Here is a 20,084-nt window from a genome sequence, read left to right as displayed (position 1 = left end):
GGAGGACGCCATGCACGCTCCGAACGGAGATAAGGCCACCACAGTGCTTGTGCTGGCTTCGGCCGTGGCGCTCGGGGCGGCGGTGTTGACCGGGTGCGGCAACGACCGCACCGAGACATCCGCGCCCGGCGAGCAACCGCAGGCCGATGTGCACTCACCCCCGACCGGGCTGCGATGGACGCCATTCCAAGGCGTGGAATTGCCGGTCGGTGACCAAGGCCCGAAAGCTGTGAACGGCTCGGTCGCAACAGGTTTCGACCAGGCACCGGTCGGTGCCGGACTTGCCGCGATCCACGCGACCGTGCGCATGTCGGTCGCTACCGACAGCCAATGGCCGCTGGTCGGACAGCAGATGCTCGCACCCGGGCCCGGCCGCGACGCCTGGGCGGTCACCCGCGCGCAGATCTCGATCACCAGCGTGATCACCAACGGTGCACCGAAAATCCTGGGCTACAACATCACCCGCTATACCAGAGATGCGGCGGATATCGCGATCTATACGCGGCAGTCGGATTCCTCGCTGACCCGCAACACCGCGACTGTGCTGTGGCAGTCCAGCGACTGGCGCCTGCTCATCCCAGACCGACCAACCACTCCCACAGTGACTGCGGTGGACACCACACCAGTCGACATGGTCGCCCTAGCAGGGCATTGAGAAGGGAAGCGTGTCATGGCATCTCGTCGCCTGCTGATCATCCTGCTCGTCGGCATCGCCGCCGTCGTCGCAGCAGCCTTCGTGCTGGCCGTCACCGGCACCGACAACACCCCCAACCCGCCGCAGCCCAGCGACAGCCCACTTGAGCCTACATCGCCGGAGCAGACCACGCCGGCTCCTGCCTGGGCGTCGCGTCCACCGACGATCGACATGTTCGGCAACCGCCTCGAGGTACCTGATCGCGACGAAGGCGTTGCACTGGAACAAGACCCGACGACACGACCAGACCCCGGTCGCCTCGACTATCTGACCACGCCGCCAGCGCGAATACAGTGGCAACGCGGATGGGGCGGTGCAGCACTGCCGTTCTCCGGCAGCGACGGCCCGACCACAATCACCGCCGGTGTGGCCTCCGGATTCGCCAACACACCCCAAGGCGCCGGACTGGCCGCCTACGACGCACTCGCCCGAGCACTGGCCGCGCCCGATGGTGTGTGGCAGCAGGTGGTTACCGAGCGCTTTTTCGGTGGCGGCCAAGCAATGGTCGACCGGTTCGCGCGGTCCCGCAAAAGCACGCCCGACGCGTCCGGCTACGTCGTTGTCCCGGAGGGATTCCGGATCCTGCCCGGATATCGGCCGGATTTCGCGGTCGTTCAGATTGCAGTCAAAGCCATCGGCGGAGCCGCCTACTCGACGTGGCCGATGACCTGGACCGACGGTGACTGGCGTGTTCGCGTCCCCGATGACATCGAAACACTATGGGCACCCGGTGTTCTCACCGCATCGCTCGCCGATTTCGGGTCCTGGAAGGCGATGCGATGAACGCCACGACCTACATGGGCGCTCCATTGAACAGCAGAAACGTCTGGCGTGTTCAGCTGCAGCTACCGGGGCTTTGCGATATCCCCGGTGGCCCTAAAGAGGCATGCCAGCTCGGGTCACAGGCGGCCAGCGACACGGCGAAATCAGTCTTTGATGACATCGTCGACAAATTGATAGATAGCTTCGGCGCCGGATTGCGGATGGCGATGACATGGTGGCTCGATCTGCCCTCACCCCAACTGGCAGCGAGTACTGGTGAGCCGGGGCCGCTGCTCGGGTCGATTCGCGACTACACCAGCGGCCTGCAAGTGCTGTTGATGACCGCCGGGATCATGTTCGCCGCTGCCCGGCTGGCGTTGGCCAAACGCGGCGGTGTCGCAGGCGAAGCGCAGGAATCGTTCATGGTCTTCGGCAAAGCGGTCTTCGCGAGCATGATGTTCGCCGTCGTCATCACCACTGGGACCCGTGCGGGCGACAGCTTCTCGACATGGGTGGTCAACGACGCTGCTGGTGCCGACGCCGCGGGTGTGGTGTCCCGATTGGCGGGGTTCGACCTGCGACACAATTCGTTCCTGGGCTCGGGGCTACTGCTGATTGTCGGCATCTTCGGGATCATCAGCATGCTCGTGCAACTGGTCATGCTCGTCGTTCGACAGGCACTGCTGATCCTGGTTGTCGCGGCGATCCCCATCGCGGCTGCTGCCGCAGGTACCGGGCCAGGTTCGCAGGCCTACAAGAAGATGTTGACCTGGGCGTTGGCGTTCGTCCTGTGGAAACCCGTGGGCGCGTTGGTGTATGCGATCGCGTTCACCGCAGCAGGTACAAAAGGTGATGGGCAGCAGCAGGATTCGCAACTGGTGCTGCTTGGTTTGCTGCTGTTGTTGATGGTGCCGATCGTGCTGCCCGCGCTGATGCGACTGATCGCGCCAGCTGTGGCGACGCTCGGCGGCGGGGGAGGTGCCGCAGCGGCGTTGGCTGGTGCCGGGCTGGGGGCGGCGATGTCCTCGGCCGGAAGAAGTCGCGGCGAAGCTCGCCCGGTCAGTGAGCGCGAATCCTCACCCGGGGGTGGCGGGTCCCCGTCGCCACCCGATGAGGGCGGTGGCGGTGGACGTCCCATGCCGGACGGCGGAGGCGGGGGCGTAGCTGGTGGCGGCGCTCGGGCCGGTGATGGAGGTGGCGGCGGGGCCGCTGTGGGATCAGGTGGTGGTGCGAGCGCGCCTGCGGACACGTCCGGTGCGAAAGCGCCCGGTGGCGGCTCGGAGGCCGCGAGCAGCAGTGGTGCGGCTGGTGCGGGTGCGGCTGGCGCAGGTGTTGCTGGTGCCGCCGTAATGGTCGCCAAAACTGGGGCTGGCATTGCGCGCCAGGGTGTTTCGGCAGTCGATGCCACCGCGACCGATGCCGCTGACGGTGGTTTCGATCTGGACGCGCCGGTTTCGGGGGAGGTGCGGCGATGACGACGCGTATGTACGGCAGGTGGGAAAAGCCACGGTCGGCAGGGTTTTTCGGGCTCACCTGGGGTGCGTCGATGTTCGGGCTCGCACTGGTGATCACCGTGATGGTCGGCTTCATGCTCACCCGCTCCCTGACTGCGGCCGGGGTACTGGTCAGTGGTGGCGCGCTGGTGTTCATCCCGCTGGTCGTGAGCCGCAACGGCCGCACTGGGTGGGAATTGATCGTGCTGCGCACCCAGTTCGCTATGGCACGTGCCCGTGGTGAGCTGGTGTACAGGTCCGGGCGCTTCTCGCGAATCCCAGGAACGTCAAGATTGCCTGGGCTGCTGGCTGATTCGCGGCTCTCGGAGTACGAGACCGCGGGCGGGAAGCGGTTCGCGATGATCCACATCCGCCGCACCGACCATTACACAGTGGTGCTGCGGGTGATCCCGCGCGGCAAGGAACTGGTCGACCAATCCCAGATCGATACCTGGGTCGAGGGGTACGGGCAGTTCCTGGCCACACAAAGCCGTGGCGGGGAAGTCGTCGCGGTAACTGCGGTGTTGGAGAACGTGGTCGAGACACGGCTGCGGCAGCGCCGCGAGGTCGCTCGGCTGGTCCGCCCTGATGCCCCGGCTTATGCGAAAGCGGTGATGCGGGAAGCCGCTGCCGATATCGGCGGGGTCGGTGTCCGTATCGAGGCCCGTATCGCGTTGACCTACCGGGCCATCGGCAAAGGCCGCATCCGCCGCGATGACGCCGAACAGGCCCGTGAGATCGGGCAACGCCTGCAAGGAGTCCTGTCGCATCTGGCGCGGGCCGGGTTGCCTGCGACCCCGCTACACGCGTGGGAAGTGATCGGACTGGTCCGCACCCGCTATGACCTTGCAGCCCAGCGCGACGTCGAGTCAGCGGGGGCGACGATCACGACTACCCCGTCGTGGGACACCGCAGGCCCGATCGCACATGCGGATCGGTGGGATCACTACCTGCATGACGGTGCCCGCTCGATCACGTGGGAAATGGATGCCGCCCCGCGCGGCGCGGTCCTGGAATCCGGGTTGGAAGAGTTGCTGCGTCCCCGCGCGGACGTGCCACGCAAACGTGTCGCGATCGTGTACCGGCTGCACTCGGCGGCCGAGGCCACCAAGCTCGTCGACTCCGACTTCCGTGACGCTCTCGCGGCTGAACAGACCGAACGTGGAATGGCTTCGGCATCGGCGTCTTTGCGGGTCGGCAACACCAACGCTGCCCGCCAGGAACAAGCGCGTGGCGCGGGATTGACCAGATTCGGGGTGTTGATCACGGTCAGTGACCATCTCGAGGCGGACCTGCCCGGTATCGAAGCATCGGTACGGGGCATGTCGGATGCGTCCCGGCTCGGAGTGCGCCGCTGCTATGGCTCGCAGGCCAGCACGTTCGCGGCGAGCTTGGGGATCGGGTTGATCCTGCCCGAGCACACTTCCATCTCCAAGAGGGTCTCAATGTGAACGGGAACCGCACGACTAAAAAGAACGCTCACCAGTCTGATCGGCGCCGAAAGACGGTCAGTATCGCCGGAATCCGGGTCCTTACACCGGCGTCACGCGCCCAGGTAGAAGCGGATGCGGCGCTGCCGGGGTGGCGTGGAGGACGTGCCAGGTTGGCGATGTCTGCAGATGATCACCGCCGGGCGAACGTGGCTCGCCGCGTCGAGGATCTCGACCGCGACGGTGGCTTTCAACGAACGCTGGCCCGGCTGACCGATCGCGGTTACGCCGGCCTCGGGGGTGGGCGTGCCGCGGTGGTCCCGTCGATGCCGGAATGGAGGGCGACCACCGTACAGGTCGCCGGGTTGTGGCCGTTCGCGATCGGCGCCAGCGCCCCCATTGTCGGCACACCGGTCGGCAGCCACTACATCACCGGTGCCCCTGTGCATTTCGATGTGATGTCCTGGTTCCTGCGGGGATATATCACCGCGCCGATCGCTTTCGTGTTGGCGCTCAATGGTTTCGGGAAATCCAGTTTGATCCGGCGGATGGTGACCGGCGCGGTCGCGGCCGGGGAAACCGTGCTGTGCATGGGCGACACCAAGCCGGACTACCGCGACCTCGTCGAACACCTGGGTGGGCAGGTCATCGACGTCGGCTACGGGCACGGGCACCTCAACCCCCTCGATGTCGGCGCCCTCGGAGAGATCATCGATCGGCTGCCCGATCCGGACCAGCGCCGCCAGGTCGCCGCGCGCGTGGAAGCCGGACAGGTCAATATCGTCGCGGGGCTGATCGAACTCGTACGCGGCAGCCGCGTCGCGGACTACGAAGAAACCCTCATCGCGGCGGGTCTTCGCGAACTCTACAGTCCCGCAGGCAGATTCACCCCCGACGCGCCGCCGGTGTTGTCGGATCTGCTGGCGGTCATCTCCGGGGGTGGAGAACAGCTGCGCCAGTTCGCCGAAGAAGACGACGACCGCAGCTACCGGGCCAGCACCAAAACTCTGCGCCGCTCTCTGCGGGCACTGGTCGAAGGCCCGTTCGGTGCCATCTTCGACGGCCACACCAGCACGCCGCTGAACCTGGACAGTCCCGCGATCTGTGTCGATGTCTCCCGTATCCCCGAAGGCGACACCAAACTCCTCGCGGCGGTGCTGATGGTGTGCTGGTCCCAAGGTTTCGGTGCCGTCGCCGCCGCACACGCCCTCGCCGATGCCGGACTGGCCCGCAAACGCACCTACGAAGTCGTGATGGACGAAATCTGGCGCGTTCTCGGAGTCGGGGAGTTCATGGTCGACCGCGTCGATGCCCTCACCCGACTCAACCGTGTCTTGGGCACCGGGTTGATCATGTGCAGCCACACCATCAAAGACCTAGCCGCCTTCGATTCGGTTGCCGCAGTATCCAAAGCGCTCGGCTTCTTCGAACGAGCCCGCGCGAAAATCATCGGCCCCGTCGGACCGGAGGAGATCAACCGCATCCGCGCCGCGGTCGGTATCACCGAAACCGAGAAACTACTGGTCACCTCCTGGGCCGCGCCACGCCCACCCAGCGACGACAACACCGACACCCGCGAAACCCCACCGGGCACCGGATGCTTCCTGCTCAAAACCGGAGAATCCGGCGAACCCGGAATCGCGTTCCGGCTCACCTTCACACAAACCGAGCGTGAATCCGATATCCACAACACCAACCGTCGCTTCCAAGACATCGGAACCACCCAGGAGGCGGGCAGGTGAACGGTGATGGATACTTCGAAAACACTTGCAGCGGCGGCAGTTTCACTGCCGATCGCTCTGATCTTGATGTTGCTGATCTTCGTCGGAGCCGACCCGGCGACCTCGTGTGCGGCGACATTAGCACCCAGCTCTGCAGGTGGGGAGAGTGGATCGGGAAAGGCCAGCGTGGCTGGGCTGAACGAAGCCCAGCTGAAACTGGCTCGCAATGGTGTCGCGATCGGCAAACAGCGGCGGATGCCCGAATCGGTGATCGTGGCCGAGATCGCTGCGCAGGCTACCGAGTCGACGTTCCGGAATCTGGCGAATTCCTCGGTGCCGGAATCACTGTCCTACAGCAACGACGGCGTCGGCCACGACCACGACTCGGTCGGTCCACACCAGATGCGGGTCAGCGTATGGGGATCGGTCGGCATCACGGCGTTGATGGACCCGATCTACCAGATCAATTGGTTCTACTCCCAAGCCGCGAAAATCGGTGGCGCCGAAGAGATGAGCCCTCCACAGCTGGCTCAGGCTGTCGAACAGTCCGCGCCCGCCGCCTATGCCGGGCAACTCGATCTCGCCCGCCAGTTGTATGCGATGTTCGCCGATATCGACCAGGCCTCGATGCCCGCACCACAAGCCGGGCAACCACCGGCCGGATGCGGTGCCACCGGATCGGGTGCACCGCTGAGTGCCGGCGGGCCTTTCGGACAAGCGGTCGTGGCCGCGGCGCGGCGATGGATCGGCACTCCGTATGTGTGGGGAGGCGGCAACCCGGACGGGCCGACCGGCGGCGGATTCGATTGCAGCGGTTTGACCTTGTACGCGATCTATCAGGCCTCTGGTGGGCAGATCCGGCTGACACACTACACCCAAGCCCAGCAGGATCATCCGTCTGCACAGCCGGTGCCGTTCGAGCAGAGGCAACCGGGAGACCTGGTGTTCTTCACCGAACCCGGCGCCACGGATTCCCATCATGTCGGGATCTACGCGGGCCGCAACGAACAAGGTCAGGACCTGCTGCTGCACAGCCCACAGACCGGGCAAACCATCACTCTCACTCCACTGAGTGCATGGACCGGCGAGCACATGGACGTGCGCAGATACAACGCGCCCTCCACCACCACGACAGAGGTCTCAGCGTACGAGTGACCCAGACCGAGGTCGCGGGATGGTGGTTCGACGCTGACGCATGGGGATCGGTGCTGGCTTCAACCCGGGAACAGGCTGCATCGCAACTGCTCAAACGGTGGAGAACGCGCACGAAGACGACCACGTTGAGCGACGCCCACGTGCGTGTCGCGGCGCCGAATATGGCGGGGATCCGCTCGAGTGACGCCGCCACACACCAACTGCCACCAAGCCCCGGTGAACTGATCGGCGCCGCCCAAAGAGCCCGGCGCAGTGGCACCAGGACCGATGGCACGGGCATCACTTCCGATCTGGGGACAGATGGCGACACCGCCATCAGAGACGCATTGACGCCGCGCTCGGGGGCAGTACGAACCGGGCTCGCAGGGCGAGGACATCGCCGGCGGCGACACTACACACCACACAGCGGCGCAGGCGTCGCCCATTGCGGATCCGGCCCCATGACCGCTCGGGATGAATACCACTGCACCGCAATCGAACCGACCACGAATGAATTAACAAGAAAGGCAGTCACCAATGGCCGGCACAACCACTGTCACCTCGGCTGACGCACACGCACTCACCCTCCCACAGTTGGTGGTGCGGGTCTTGGCGCGTGAGCTGCGCGGTTGCACCAGTTACCGGCAGTTGGATCGTGTCGCTGCCGAACACCGATTCAACACTGCGGAACTGTTCGCCGAATTCACTGCCGCGCTGCGAACCGAAGCGGGTATCGACTACACGGGGCTGCGTGAGAACGAACTGGCACGAGAGCAAGCCCACGCCAGGCTGGCTGAACGCGGGACACGCGGACCACACCTGCTGTTGTGGTCTGCCGCCACGAGCGAGCAGTTCACGCTGTGTCGCGCCGACGGGCGAGTGATCTGGCGGCAACGCTTCGATACCCTCACCCTGCCCACAGTGATCGAATCCGAAGTCGATGCAGTTAAAGCCGCTGCACGCCAAGCGATCTGGCTGGCCGGGCAAGCCCGCCACGACTGGGGCGCCCCGGTCGCGACGCTGCACCTGATCCTGGCGTGCGGAAGCAGCGATCTGCTCGAGAACCTCGAGCGGTCGGCGTTCATCGCCGGACTCGTGCTGGACCTGATCACCGACCCGGATCACAACCCCGCCGATGAACAGTCCACCGGTACCAGCCCCGTCGACTGGTGCCATATCGATCTGGGCACCCTGATCCAGCATCGGATCCCGACGTGAGCGGCACCCGACCCCTCGCAGTGGTCGTGCTAGCGGCAACGAGCACCACCGTCCTGGGTGCTGGCTGCGCCCACGTACCGACCATCCGCAGCGAGAAAGTATGCACCGCAACCGGATTCGCCGCACCCTACACCACGGTCGATCCCTGCTCGGGCGAGGCCGTGCTGAGCGCCGCCATCTCGGCGGTCTTCACCTATCAGCCCGAGATCCAGGCCGATCAACGCGTCGCGTTCCAGCATGCAAAACCGTTGCTGGCAGCGGAGTTCGCCGCCGCCGGTGAATCGGCGGCACCGGTGCTCACGCCGATCACCGCGGCGACATGGCAGCAATGGCGCACCCAGTCAGTAACCGTGGCGGCCACCGCGCGAACCACCCGCGATGACCATCCGCCCGATACCGCGACCTCGATGAGTCGTGTCCTCGCGGTCGATCTGCATCCCAGTGACGCCAGCCCCGCGATGGGATTCGCGGTCTACGCGCACGCCACCCGTTCGGGCCTGTCGAGTCCGTGGCTGGTCGCGGGTTTGGAGGTGATCGGGTGAGTGGGGATCCGGTCGAAGAGGGCGGTCAGGCGGTGCGGCAGGGGTTCATCCAGGCGTTCCAGACCGGAGCGATGGTCGGCAACTTCCTGCAACGCCGTGGCGGCGAGTCCCGCTCTGTAGCAGAGCATCTGCAGCGAATGGAGGACGCCGGTGCCCGTGAGTTGCGCGATCGGCAACTGCACTGGGCGAAAATACAGGGCTACGTCGATCGCCACACACAGGGACAGCGGCTGTTCGAACTCGACGAGCAAGCCAAGCTCGATGATCAGACCCGCAAAGCAGCTGTGCATCAGCGTCAACTGGACGGATACAACGACCGCGCGCGGTGGGGCGAAGCCTTGAACAAAGCTGAAATCAAGGTCAAGAGTGAGCAGACCCGACGAGGCAACGCGGATCTGCAACGTCGCGATCGCGAGAGCGCGGCCGAGCAGCGCCGCAAAAACGAGATCCACCAGCTGCAGAAAGCCGGGTACGGGGACCGGGCGAAGTACGCGAAAGGCTTGTACGACCTGGATGTCGAGTACAAGAAGCTGCTGATCGATATTCGCCGCCGCGCTGCTGGTTTCAGCGAGACCTTGTCCACCGCGAGCGGCGACGACGTCGCCGCAGGGATGCACGCCGCGGCCGGTTTCGCCGCCACCCAGCACACCGCGGATCTGTCCGAGGAGCACCGCACCCATGCCGCCGCCTATGATGAGCGGTTCACCGACGACACCGGTCTGGATCCGCAGACCTACCTCGACGGCGACCCCGACCCCGCGCAGCCGGGGACGGTGTTGGTCCCCGACGGCACCAGCCGCGATGATGACCTGCCCTACATCGACGTCGAGACAGTCGACATCGACCAGATCGACATGGAGACCCGCACCCGGTATCCGGAACCATTGCTGGACGCGGTCGCCGGGCTGACCGAGGAACTGACCCTCGGTGTCTGGGCCGAACACCTCCTCGACGACGTGGTCGACCCCGACCAGGGCGTCGTTGCTGATACCGGGAACGGTATCGCCACCGCCATCGAGGACGCCGGACTGACCAGCGAGGTCGGTATCGGAATCGACGCCGACCTCGGACCGGCGCCGACTGGGCAGGCGCTCGGTGTGGACGTGGGGATCTAACGATGAGCGCCGCGAGGTCGAGGATTGGCCGCTGCATCGACGACAGGGGTGGGTGGTTGTGATGGTCGAATCGGCATCGGCGCTACCGCCAGTCCAGCAGGGGTTGCTGACTGCGATTCAGAACATGAGCGTCGATATCCGTAACGCCGCTGATCGGGGTCGATTCGGTTGGGACCGGTTGGATCTGGGCGTCGCGCACCGCTGGCAGCACCAACTGCAACATCTCAACGAGGCCCGCGAGATCATCACCAGTGAGGCCGTCGCTGTAGGAGTGCCGCCGCGGCTGATCGACCACGTCTATCAGCGCGGCACCAACGGCATCCGGTGGCATCCCGATCAGACGATGCCCACTGCCGAGGCCGTGGACCGCGCACAGCTGCTGGCCGGATTAGCCACCCAGGTCGACCGCCTGCAGGAGATGGCCGCGGTCCACACCGCCTACACCCACCGATACAGCGACTTCACCGGTGAACCACAGACATGGCTCCAGCTGAGCATGAAAGCGCTGCGCGAGCACATCGGCGCGCTCGCCCACGCCCTGGACCTCTCGCCAGCTGAACGCGAACAATTGTGGCCCGACGCCACCAGCATCGCAGCGGCCACCGCACGAGCGCACAGCCTCGACGATGAGGCGTTGACCGAGCAATGGCGCAGCCGGGCCAGCCTGTCGAACCTGATCGCCGAATCCCTGCCGATCGATGTCCTGCAAGGCGCGGGCATCACCGGCTCCGATACCGCAGCAGCCGGGCAACTACCACTAGCCCCGCAAGAGCTGATCGCGCTCGCCGAGAACGCACTCGACACCACGACCACCCGCGCCGCAGACCCGGACCCGACCCTTGATGCGACCAGTGCGCGGGCAGGGGATGGGGCTGTGATCCACACGGCGATCGAGCAGGCGGGCCTGAGCAGCGACACCCACACCACACACCTGGACGAGGCTACCGATCCGCCATCGCAGCCACTGCCGCTGACCACAGTGCGCGGCATCGAACCGTAACCGACAGGAGTCGCATATGAACACACGAAACACAATGCAGTGCAACCAGATTCGACGACCAGGGAGGCGACTGTGAGCGGAGTGTCGCGACCGTGGGAGTCGCTGCCGCCGTGGAAAACTCGACTGCTCGAGCAGGTACAAGATCTGTCGTATCACCATCAGCGGGTCCTGCATCACGGTTACCCCGACTACAACCTCACGCCCGGCAGCGATGACACGCGAGTCCGTGTTTGGCTGACCCAGCTGCGGGAACTGGACGCCGAACGCGAGCAGGCCGTGATCCGCGCCCGCGCCAACGGACTTCCCGAACCGATGCTCGAGCAGGCCCGCTCGCTCGGTGATCACGGAATCCGCTGGAACGCTCGCCAACCACCGCCGCCGGAACCTGCGCGCGGAACCGACGTGGCGCGCGAGGCGATGCTTGACAGTGTCGCGGACGATGTCTGGCAGCTCGAACACACCGCCGCCATCCTCGCCGCGCACCGGCAACGCCGCATCGCGGCCGGGATTCACTCTGAATCCCGGCCGGTCGCGGCGAGCCAGATCCACACCAACATGTCCGCGCTGTGGGTGCGCGCGGCCGACACCGCCGTCGTCGCTGACCTCACCGATACCGAACGCGCTCAGCTGTGGGGCCGCGACGCATCGGCCTGGCGAACTCTGGTGGAGGCGACGGTCAATCGCTACAGCGACACGGTCCTGGAACAACACTGGCGCACCCGAGCGTGGCCGGGGATCGAGTACGACGCCCGAGAGCACATGCGCCCCATCGACAGCAGCGGGCCGGGCCGCACGGTCTTTCCTGGTGAGCTCCCACCGACACCACGGGCGATGATCGACCACGCCCAACAGGCGCTTGCTATCACCGATGCCGCCCGCGCCGAAGGGCAGCTCAGCGAGGCAATCGCGGCGGCACGGCTGGACGAGTTGACCCGTAGTTGGGGGGCTGAACCAGTCGGAGAGCCGGATATCACCGCCTCGGGTTCGACACGCAATCTGGACCGGGACTTCTGATGGCACTGGTGGGCATCGATTGGTCGCGGGAGCAGGAGTTTCGATCGTGACCGGTCCTGACCTGACACCTCACCAGCGTGAACTCGCACGGTGGCAAACCGAGTTGCTGCGACGAATCCAGCACCTCGAAGGTGAACACACCCGCATCTCGCGGCTGGGGTTGCGCGGTTACGACGGGCCCGACCCGCAACTGGAATGGACCACACATCTGCAAGCGCTGAGCGCCGAACGGGAATCGGTCGAACAGCAAGCGCTGCAAGCCGGGGTCAACCCCGACTGGATCGCCGATGTGCGCGAGCTCGGATCCCGGACCGCGACGGTGCCGCAGCAGGTCGAGTTGCCGAGCGCATCGAGTGAGGTCCGAGGGTTCTGGTTCGACATGATGGCCCCGGATCTTTGGAATCTGGAGCGGATGGCGTATCTGGCCGCCGCCTATCAGGACCGCGTCGCCACCGGCCGAGCAACGTTCGAGATATCGTCCACCCAGGCGAGGCATTTCGAGCGCACTATGCGCGTGCATCACCAGCGGGCGACCGCGTTCGCGCACATGGCGCAGGTGAGCGCGGCCGAGGGCCAGCAGTTGTGGGGGATCGGGCGAGCGGGCTGGCTGAAACTCCACAACGCTTACGTCAGCGCGCAGGACGAAACCGGGCTCCACAACGAACTACGCACCTACATGAGCGCGGACCCGGGATTGCCGCTGCCGCCGTATGTCGCGGTCGACGACGACGGTCAGCCGATCCCGAGAGCCCACAGCGTGCCACCGGCACCGGAGCAGATGATCGCCGACGCCTACGCCGCCATCCGCACACAGTTCGTCGAGGACGCCCTCGCTCCCGACACGGCTATGACCGCCGCGATCGAGCAGGCACTGCCACCAGGACAGGTCGGGCAATGGAACAGCGAAACCACTTCCACCACCGAGGTATCACCGCACGCCCATAAGGAGGTCGGCCCCGAACCGTAACCATCGACACCGCAAGAACCTTCGCGCCCTCGACCGTAGGTGCCGGTCAGGGGTGGGCAGCCACACAATCCGCCGGGGACATCAGAAATCAGCCGCGCGATACAGCTTCAGCGTCGCGGCCCACTTCCGACGAGGTCGAAAGATGATGTCCGACGACACATTCCATGACAATCCCGAAACACCCACCACCACGGCCAGTTCACCCCCGAACCCTGGCGATACGGCCGTAGCTCAATCCCCGCCCACCGGTTCGTCCCGATCCGCGCTGGATACATCCCCCGCGCAGGTGGAAAAACTAGCCCTGGAACTGTTCGAATCCGCCGAGCGAACCAGCCGGACGTCGAGTGAGCCGGGCCGATCGTCGGTCGCTGACGATGAGGCCGACGCACTCTACACACGCCGATTGCGGGAAGTGCAAAACCTCGCCGCGGCAACAACTCTGCTCTCCGACGCGCCACCGGGTGAGCACAGTGATAGTGTGCCAGCCCAGCTGGATGCGCTGACCGTGGCGTTGGGGCAGGCGCGTCGCGATGCGCTGGCCGACGGAGTCGCCGAGGACGATGTCATCGCGGCCGAACTGCTGGGCACCGAGGGCACACCGTGGGCGGCACACCCGTCGCACCGTTGGCTGGGCAGGATCGAACGCCTCGACGCCCAAGCTCAAGGGTTTGCTCGGGAGGCATTCGAGTACCGGCAGCAGGCCATGCAGTTGCGCATACAGGTCATCGGGCAAGACACCAAGATCCTCGGACTCGAATACCAGGTCAGTACCAGCCACGCCACACTTCGAGAGTTACTGGGGGACAACGCTATCCCCGAGGCCACGTCCGACCCGGCCGACGGTGGCGTCGCAGTTGGCGACGACCTCGAGCGCCACGCGATGGAGTCTGGTGCCGAAATCGGTGAGGCCATCGACGTGACATCGCTGGACCCCGGCGGTGGGCGTTGGGCACCGGAAACGCGATCGCCGCAGCAGGATTCCCCAGCGACCCCGGGTTGGGAGCGGGGGCTATGACGTGGTTGGAACAGCCGCGCGGCTACCAAGATCCGCTCTACTACGCCGACGCGGCCTCCGATACCGAGCAGCACCTACGCGCCGACTTCGCCAAGCACTACGCGCTGCGCGAGATCGCCCCCTACGGCGAAACACCCGCAGATGTCGCGCGGCTCGAGAACTCCGCCGTCGGGCTCGCCGCACCATGGATCCACCACCCCGCGGCGCAGTGGCGCACCCTCTGGGGGCAGATCGACGCCGCGACAGGGGAATGGGAAGCCGATCCCGAGGCGGCGCGCCGATATTTCGACAGCATCGCACGCTCCCAGCAAGCCGGGGATCGCAGTGTCGATGAGCTGACTTGGCGCACCCTGCGCCAGGCCCGCGAAATCACCGGCCACACCGATGGCATCGCCTACGGCTCCAGCCAGGACCAGGCGAGCTGGCGAGCACCAGGACCGCAGTTACGTCTCATCACCAACACGACCGCCCCTCGAGCCCAACCGTCTCCAGATACTCCGGCGGCCTCGATGCAGGGGACTGGACCAGCGTTGAGCGCGGTGGATCGTGCGTTGGGAGCCAGGCCGGGCGCGCAGTTGTTGAGCATGGACGAGGTCGGGGCCGTCATCGACGGGATCGACCTCGCCCTGGACTGGGAGGAGGAACTCGGAGACCGCGACGGCACCGAACAGTTGGCACGCCAGGCAGCGCTGCTGCGCGAAGTGCAGGACCTCACGGCCGAACACTCGCGCGTGGCGGACGGACACGGCGAACCGATCCAGGACCCGCAGGCTTTCGTCGAGCACGCGGAATCCATCCTGGCTCAGCTGCATCGCGCCCGCGCTGAGGCCGTCGCTGGTGGGGTCGAGCACTCCGATATCGACCTCGCCTACCGGGCGGGGTTGGACGGCACGTATTGGAGCGACCGTCCGGCTTTCCCTCATTTGGGGCGTATCGCGCAGCTTGCCGCCGAGCGCGACGACGCCCGCGCCGAAGCTGCCACCCTGCGCGGCGTCGTGGCCGATCTGCGCAACCAACTCGCCCGCCACGCAGCCGCGCCCACCAGTACCGAAACCGCAGCCGCACCAACACTCTCGACGCCCACAACCGCGAACCCCACCATCGGCGCCGACGCCACGGGCGCCGGTGGCGCCGCGATCGGCGCTGCCATCGACGCCGCCATACCCGACGGCGCGGGCAACGACTGGGACACCGCCACCGAGCCCGCCGAACCGGTCCGCGGCAGCCTCCGGGCAGAGGTAATTGAGGAGGCGGTTCGGTGAATCGCATTGTCGCGCAACATAATCCGCAGCCTTTTTCGTGCTCGTACTCGAGGAGTTCGCGATCATGATTTCCACACGACAGGCCCGTCGCCGCACTGTGGGTGGGTTGGGACCCGAAACCACCGCGCTACTGCTGTTTTTGGCCGTCATGGTGCTCGTGATGCTGGCGTGGGCGGCGTTGAGTGCGGGTAGTTGGTGCGCCGGGCTGCCGGTGACCCGGCACCCGGTGGTGGCACTGCTGCAAGTGGCGATCGGTCAGCACCCATGGCCGTGGCAATCCAGCGTCGTGGCCGCCGTGTTCGCGGCGCCGGTCGGGGTGCTGGTTCGGATGGGGTGGCGATCGATGGGTTCGCGGCCGCGCATCGACGCCGCCGCCCGCACCATGCACCGCCCCAGTGAGATCACCATGGCCACCCAAGCCGCCAACGCCGCCGCCGCGACGCGGCTCCTACGTGATGCGCCACCGGAAATCCGAGCGCTGAAGGGGCCACCACTGGGCGCAACGGTGCAGGGCGGGATCGAGTTGTATGTGCCCGCGGAGATGGGTGTGGTGATCGCCGCTGGTCAGCGCACCGGCAAAACCATGGTCTGGGCGGTGCCCGCGGTGCTCGCGGGATGGGGGCCGGTGCTGGCGACCTCCAACAAACCCGACGTGTATCGCCACACCGTCGGTGGGCGAGAAGAACAGGGCTCCCGGATCTGGTTGTGTGATCTGCAGGCGGTCACCGGGACGGTCCAATGTTCGTTCTGGGTCGATCTGCTGGCACAGGTGCAGACTTTGCCCGCCGCCCGGAAGTTGGGCGGGTTCTTCATTGCCGACTCGAATGCCGAAAACGCCCGCGTGGACGCCTACTTCGACGGTGGCGCGCGAGAGTTGCTGGCGCTGTATATTTTCGCGGCAGCGTGTGCGGGTGGGGATCTGATACACGCCGCGGAATGGCTCGGCCGCGATCAAGACCAAACCCCGGTGTTGATACTGCGCGACCACGACCACCCGCGTGCCGCCGAACGGATCCTGGAAGCCCAAAGCCTCTACGCCCGTCAGCGTGACGGTCTGTTCGATATGGCGCGCCGGTATCTCAATGTGCTGACCCACGAAGGCTATGCGCGGATGGTGACCCCGCCCCAGCGGCGCATCATCAAAGCCCACGAAGGCCCCGACAACACCGTGGTCCTCGACATCAGTGACGGCGAGGAAGTTCATGACTTGCCGCAATTCCAGCCTCGCGAATTCGTCACCAGCAACGACACCCTCTACGCGCTGTCGATGGCCGGACACGACAGCGCGACCCCGCTGACCGCGGCGCTGATCGGACAGATCCTCGAAGCCGCCCTGACCGCCTCGCGGGCCAGAGCTGATGGGCGCCTCGCGGTTCCGCTGCTGGCGGTGCTGGATGAAGCCGCCAACTGCGCACGCATCGCCGAGCTACCGGAGTACTACACCTACTGCGCAGGCTGCGGAATCATCTTGATAACCATCCTGCAAGTCCTCGAACAGGGCGAAGCCCTGTGGGGTGCGAACGGTCTGAAGATCATGCGCGCCCAAGCCATCGAGGTCTACGGCGGCGGTATCGCCGCCCTGGACTACCTCGAACACTGGTCACGAATGACCGGCCCACACGACGTCGCTGAGCGCTCCCGCAGCTACGGTCCCGGCGGGGTCACCCGGTCGTTGACCTGGCGCTCCGAACCGATCCTGGATGTCGCCCAGCTAGGGGCGCTACCCAAAGACCGCGCAGTCATCCGGTTACCGAACCACGGGCCGCTGCTGGTGAAAAAGGTTCCCTGGTACCACAACCCCGACCTCGCACCCCAGATCGAGCGATCCCTGGCCCGATTCAAGGACCCCACCGCCGAGACCGTCATCCCGCCGACGACCGGGACCACCGATCCCAGCGCGGGGAGCGCGACATGAACAGCCCGGCGCCAACTGCACCCGCAGCAGGCGGCCCGAAACCGAAAGGCCCACCTCAGCCACCGGCGTACCGGCACTTCACCGAATTCGCCGACAAATGGTTACTACCGATGGTCAATGTCCGACTCGCCGAAGCGAACCGAGAAAACACCTACACCTGGTGCAGTCAATGGTGGCGCCACCGCCCCGTCGCGGTCCGAATCGCGCACCTGCACAACGGTTTCGAAGCCTCGCGGCGTAGCAAATCCGGCAGCGCGATCAGCACCTATGTCCTCAACCACGTCGACCCGCATTTCAACCTCATCCTCGACGCCGCGAACGGCCCCCTGTACCGGTGCACCCGCACCGAACACAACACCGTCCCGTCGCTATCGGCGGACCCAGTGCTCGCGAACTGGTTCGGCACCCCACCAACCCCCACCCCGCAAGCGGGCACCGGAAGCGAAGCGAAACCGCAACCGCTGTTCGCCCATTACAGCGACTTCGTCACCGACTGGCTGCTGCCGGTCACCGCTGTCCGTATCACCGCGAACAACCGTGAAGGCCACTACACCTGGTGTCGGCAATGGTGGCGCCACCACGAGGTCGTCCTGCGCTTCGCCGCCATCCACTCCGTGTTCGAAGCCGCGCGCCGCGCCGAGGACAAGACCGCGATGTCGAGCCTGTTCGTCAGCCACATCGACCGGCACATGCGCCGAATCCTCGACGCCGCACAAGGACCGCTACACCTGTGCACCCCACAACGACACATCGAACTGACCGGACTCCCCACCACCGCGATCGCACCAGCCTGGTTCGGCATCGACGGCACAACAACCCCGATCGAACACCTCGGATGGGGACCCGACTTCCGGGCCCTCGCGCCCGCCTCACCGCCAGAGGCACGACCGTGAGAACGCCGACCCGCGCGCAGGCGCGAGTGCTCAAAGCCCTGCAGAACCAGACCAAGGCGTTGAACACCATGATGGCCAACGCAACTCGCCGCCAGCAGCAGACCGGGCAAAACCCGCCACAGTCCTGGTTCGAGGACTACCACGGCCGCGCGATTTTGCGTGAGGAACTGATCAACGCCGCCCACGCAGGCGGGATACCCGCTGCGTGGATAGACCACGCGTGTGAGCGCGGCGAACGCGGCATCAGTTGGCGCCCCGAGCTGTACCTGCGCGCCCCCGACGTCCTCGACTGGGACCCGATACTGGCCGCCCTCACCGCGGACGTGCACCGGCTGTGCCAGTGGAGCGCCCTCGAGGTCGCCTACCACCAGATCGGCCAAGCCTCCGACACCGACATCGGCACCAACTTCGATCGCAACCTATGCAACCTGCGCGAACGGACCACTGGGATAGCGAACCTGCTCGGCCTCACCGCCGAGCAAGGTCAACAATTGTGGGGCACCACCCCCGATTGGGCACAGACGGGATCAGCAACACTCGACGGTGTTCCCGTGGAGGAACTCCTGCAGTGCTGGCACGCCGTCGCACACACCGACACCCGCGCCTACGCACTGCAAGTCATCGCCTTGGCCGCCGCCGCAATCACGACCGAATCCGCGGCGGCACTGCCACAGCATGAACAGTTGGCCGCCGCGATCGATGTCCGATTTGTCGCCCCGCAGCAGCTTTTCCGATCCGCCGTCATCACCGGCAAAAGCATCGACACCGCGATCAATACTGCGAACCTGATCAACAGCATTGGGGCCAACACCGAAACCGCCATCGGCGCAACACTGTTCAGCGACACAACCAGCACGGACCCGCTCAGCTTCGACACCGCCACCGACCGTGAGATTTCAGGCCCGGAATTCCTATCGCCGGTTCATGGAAGCGAGCCATGACCGGGCCGGGGTCAGCGCGACGCGTTGGCGATATCGCAGCCGAGCAGGCGGCAATGCTGCATCGTGTCCACCAGCTCGCCGCCGAAGCCGCTCGACTGCAACACAATGTGAAGTCCGCAGCGAACAACAGTGCCACCAGAATCGACATACTCGCCCAGATCGTCGCCCTCGATCGCGACCGGGACCTGACCGAAACCCAGGCCCGCGCACGAGGCGTGCCCCGTAGCTGGGTCGATCTCGCGCGCCGCGTTGGACAGACCGGCGGCGCCTGGACCGACGAGCAACTGCTCCCAACACCACGCCCAAAACCCAAGCGCCGCAGCATCGCGCGCGTCATCGCCGACACCACTCAGCTCACCGACATGGCCGCGATCACCGTCGCTCGCGAACACCTGCTCGCCACCAACGGCGTGACCGGTGAGCCTGAACCTGCTGCAGCCCAACAGGTACGGCGAAACATGCAAGCACTTTGGACACGTGCAGCTGCCACCGCCACCTCGATCGGGATGGGCCGCACACAACGCGCCCACACATTCCACACCGCCATCGGCGACCTCGAACAGCGACTCGGCCGCTACCTCCAATACAGCCTCGAGGACCTGGATCCACAGTGGCGCAGCTACAGCACCCCCACCATCGCCGCCGCCGTGCGACGCTCACTGACCAGCCTGCGCCGCGCCGACCGCGACACCAACAGCTCCAACAACGGCACCGACGCCGAGCAACCCCCGACGCCGAAGGCACTCCTCCAACAAGCACTCCACGCCCTGCACACCACGTTGGTCGACCGATCCGGATCCCAAGGTGCCGAGATCAACGCAGCAATCACCGAGGCGCTACCTCCAACGACGTCCTACGGCTGGGACTGCGCTATCGACACCCTCGCCACTGAGACCAACGCACCTGACCCCCACTGCGACGCCGGACCCGATCCGTAGCGGGCAGGGAACCGATTCCGGTTGGCCGAC

The 20,084-nt window shown here is 65.9% G+C and carries 18 protein-coding genes; all 18 read left to right on the top strand.

Annotated elements, in window-relative coordinates; all coding sequences use genetic code 11:
- Window positions 1–10 precede the first annotated feature (10 nt).
- The 18 genes from ACIBJI_RS24625 to ACIBJI_RS24540 all read left to right on the top strand — a co-directional run bounded on the left by ACIBJI_RS24625 (window position 11) and on the right by ACIBJI_RS24540 (window position 20,054).
- Window positions 11–655, top strand: a complete 645-nt coding sequence (locus ACIBJI_RS24625; RefSeq protein WP_397086085.1) for a hypothetical protein — start codon at window positions 11–13, stop codon at window positions 653–655.
- Between the two features lie 15 nt (window positions 656–670).
- The gene (locus tag ACIBJI_RS24620) at window positions 671–1,477 is read left to right on the top strand and encodes a hypothetical protein (RefSeq protein WP_397086082.1); all 807 of its coding nucleotides are present in this window, start codon (window positions 671–673) and stop codon (window positions 1,475–1,477) included.
- Between the two features lie 206 nt (window positions 1,478–1,683).
- Window positions 1,684–2,931: a hypothetical protein gene (locus tag ACIBJI_RS24615; RefSeq protein ID WP_397086080.1), complete on the top strand. Its 1,248-nt coding sequence runs from the start codon at window positions 1,684–1,686 to the stop codon at window positions 2,929–2,931.
- Window positions 2,928–4,400, top strand: coding sequence for an SCO6880 family protein (locus ACIBJI_RS24610; RefSeq protein ID WP_397086077.1), 1,473 nt, complete (start codon window positions 2,928–2,930; stop codon window positions 4,398–4,400). Before ACIBJI_RS24615 ends, ACIBJI_RS24610 begins: the two co-directional genes overlap by 4 nt.
- A gap of 158 nt (window positions 4,401–4,558) precedes the next feature.
- Complete coding sequence (locus ACIBJI_RS24605; protein WP_397086075.1) at window positions 4,559–6,121, top strand: hypothetical protein; 1,563 nt, start codon at window positions 4,559–4,561, stop codon at window positions 6,119–6,121.
- 165 nt (window positions 6,122–6,286) lie between these two features.
- The gene (locus ACIBJI_RS24600; protein ID WP_397086073.1) at window positions 6,287–7,255 is read left to right on the top strand and encodes a C40 family peptidase; all 969 of its coding nucleotides are present in this window, start codon (window positions 6,287–6,289) and stop codon (window positions 7,253–7,255) included.
- 516 nt (window positions 7,256–7,771) lie between these two features.
- Window positions 7,772–8,452: a hypothetical protein gene (locus tag ACIBJI_RS24595; protein WP_397086071.1), complete on the top strand. Its 681-nt coding sequence runs from the start codon at window positions 7,772–7,774 to the stop codon at window positions 8,450–8,452.
- Window positions 8,449–8,994, top strand: coding sequence for a hypothetical protein (locus ACIBJI_RS24590; RefSeq protein ID WP_397086069.1), 546 nt, complete (start codon window positions 8,449–8,451; stop codon window positions 8,992–8,994). Before ACIBJI_RS24595 ends, ACIBJI_RS24590 begins: the two co-directional genes overlap by 4 nt.
- The gene (locus ACIBJI_RS24585; RefSeq protein ID WP_397086067.1) at window positions 8,991–10,109 is read left to right on the top strand and encodes a hypothetical protein; all 1,119 of its coding nucleotides are present in this window, start codon (window positions 8,991–8,993) and stop codon (window positions 10,107–10,109) included. The genes ACIBJI_RS24590 and ACIBJI_RS24585 overlap by 4 nt, the downstream gene beginning before the upstream one ends.
- Window positions 10,110–10,233: 124 nt before the next feature.
- A complete protein-coding gene (locus ACIBJI_RS24580) occupies window positions 10,234–11,109 on the top strand; it encodes a hypothetical protein (RefSeq protein ID WP_397086065.1) in 876 nt (291 codons plus the stop codon).
- A gap of 72 nt (window positions 11,110–11,181) precedes the next feature.
- Entirely contained in the window at window positions 11,182–12,123 is a 942-nt protein-coding gene (locus ACIBJI_RS24575; protein ID WP_397086063.1) for a hypothetical protein, read from the top strand.
- Window positions 12,124–12,169: 46 nt separating this feature from the next.
- The gene (locus ACIBJI_RS24570; RefSeq protein WP_397086061.1) at window positions 12,170–13,090 is read left to right on the top strand and encodes a hypothetical protein; all 921 of its coding nucleotides are present in this window, start codon (window positions 12,170–12,172) and stop codon (window positions 13,088–13,090) included.
- 145 nt (window positions 13,091–13,235) lie between these two features.
- Window positions 13,236–14,105 carry a hypothetical protein gene (locus tag ACIBJI_RS24565; RefSeq protein ID WP_397086059.1) on the top strand — a complete coding sequence of 290 codons (870 nt, stop codon included), beginning with the start codon at window positions 13,236–13,238 and terminating at the stop codon, window positions 14,103–14,105.
- Window positions 14,102–15,367: a hypothetical protein gene (locus ACIBJI_RS24560; RefSeq protein ID WP_397086057.1), complete on the top strand. Its 1,266-nt coding sequence runs from the start codon at window positions 14,102–14,104 to the stop codon at window positions 15,365–15,367. The genes ACIBJI_RS24565 and ACIBJI_RS24560 overlap by 4 nt, the downstream gene beginning before the upstream one ends.
- Before the next feature lie 64 nt (window positions 15,368–15,431).
- Window positions 15,432–17,282 carry a type IV secretory system conjugative DNA transfer family protein gene (locus tag ACIBJI_RS24555; protein ID WP_397086055.1) on the top strand — a complete coding sequence of 617 codons (1,851 nt, stop codon included), beginning with the start codon at window positions 15,432–15,434 and terminating at the stop codon, window positions 17,280–17,282.
- Window positions 17,279–18,175: a DUF4913 domain-containing protein gene (locus ACIBJI_RS24550; RefSeq protein ID WP_397086053.1), complete on the top strand. Its 897-nt coding sequence runs from the start codon at window positions 17,279–17,281 to the stop codon at window positions 18,173–18,175. The genes ACIBJI_RS24555 and ACIBJI_RS24550 overlap by 4 nt, the downstream gene beginning before the upstream one ends.
- Window positions 18,172–19,116: a hypothetical protein gene (locus tag ACIBJI_RS24545; RefSeq protein ID WP_397086051.1), complete on the top strand. Its 945-nt coding sequence runs from the start codon at window positions 18,172–18,174 to the stop codon at window positions 19,114–19,116. The genes ACIBJI_RS24550 and ACIBJI_RS24545 overlap by 4 nt, the downstream gene beginning before the upstream one ends.
- Complete coding sequence (locus ACIBJI_RS24540) at window positions 19,113–20,054, top strand: hypothetical protein (protein ID WP_397086049.1); 942 nt, start codon at window positions 19,113–19,115, stop codon at window positions 20,052–20,054. The genes ACIBJI_RS24545 and ACIBJI_RS24540 overlap by 4 nt, the downstream gene beginning before the upstream one ends.
- Window positions 20,055–20,084 lie beyond the last annotated feature (30 nt).

Origin of the sequence: Nocardia sp. NPDC050408, assembly GCF_044458905.1 — a bacterium.
In the GTDB taxonomy this organism is placed as follows: domain Bacteria; phylum Actinomycetota; class Actinomycetes; order Mycobacteriales; family Mycobacteriaceae; genus Nocardia.
Note: the sequence above shows the minus strand (reverse complement) of the source record. Positions and strands in the feature narration are given on the sequence as shown.

Coding starts and splice junctions, on each gene's coding strand:
- ACIBJI_RS24620 (WP_397086082.1), top strand. CDS start 671: ATGGCATCTCGTCGCCTGCTGATCATCCTGCTCGTCGGCATCGCCGCC.
- ACIBJI_RS24540 (WP_397086049.1), top strand. CDS start 19,113: ATGACCGGGCCGGGGTCAGCGCGACGCGTTGGCGATATCGCAGCCGAG.
- ACIBJI_RS24610 (WP_397086077.1), top strand. CDS start 2,928: ATGACGACGCGTATGTACGGCAGGTGGGAAAAGCCACGGTCGGCAGGG.
- ACIBJI_RS24615 (WP_397086080.1), top strand. CDS start 1,684: ATGACATGGTGGCTCGATCTGCCCTCACCCCAACTGGCAGCGAGTACT.
- ACIBJI_RS24560 (WP_397086057.1), top strand. CDS start 14,102: ATGACGTGGTTGGAACAGCCGCGCGGCTACCAAGATCCGCTCTACTAC.
- ACIBJI_RS24625 (WP_397086085.1), top strand. CDS start 11: ATGCACGCTCCGAACGGAGATAAGGCCACCACAGTGCTTGTGCTGGCT.
- ACIBJI_RS24605 (WP_397086075.1), top strand. CDS start 4,559: ATGTCTGCAGATGATCACCGCCGGGCGAACGTGGCTCGCCGCGTCGAG.
- ACIBJI_RS24595 (WP_397086071.1), top strand. CDS start 7,772: ATGGCCGGCACAACCACTGTCACCTCGGCTGACGCACACGCACTCACC.
- ACIBJI_RS24550 (WP_397086053.1), top strand. CDS start 17,279: ATGAACAGCCCGGCGCCAACTGCACCCGCAGCAGGCGGCCCGAAACCG.
- ACIBJI_RS24580 (WP_397086065.1), top strand. CDS start 10,234: ATGAGCGTCGATATCCGTAACGCCGCTGATCGGGGTCGATTCGGTTGG.
- ACIBJI_RS24555 (WP_397086055.1), top strand. CDS start 15,432: ATGATTTCCACACGACAGGCCCGTCGCCGCACTGTGGGTGGGTTGGGA.
- ACIBJI_RS24565 (WP_397086059.1), top strand. CDS start 13,236: ATGTCCGACGACACATTCCATGACAATCCCGAAACACCCACCACCACG.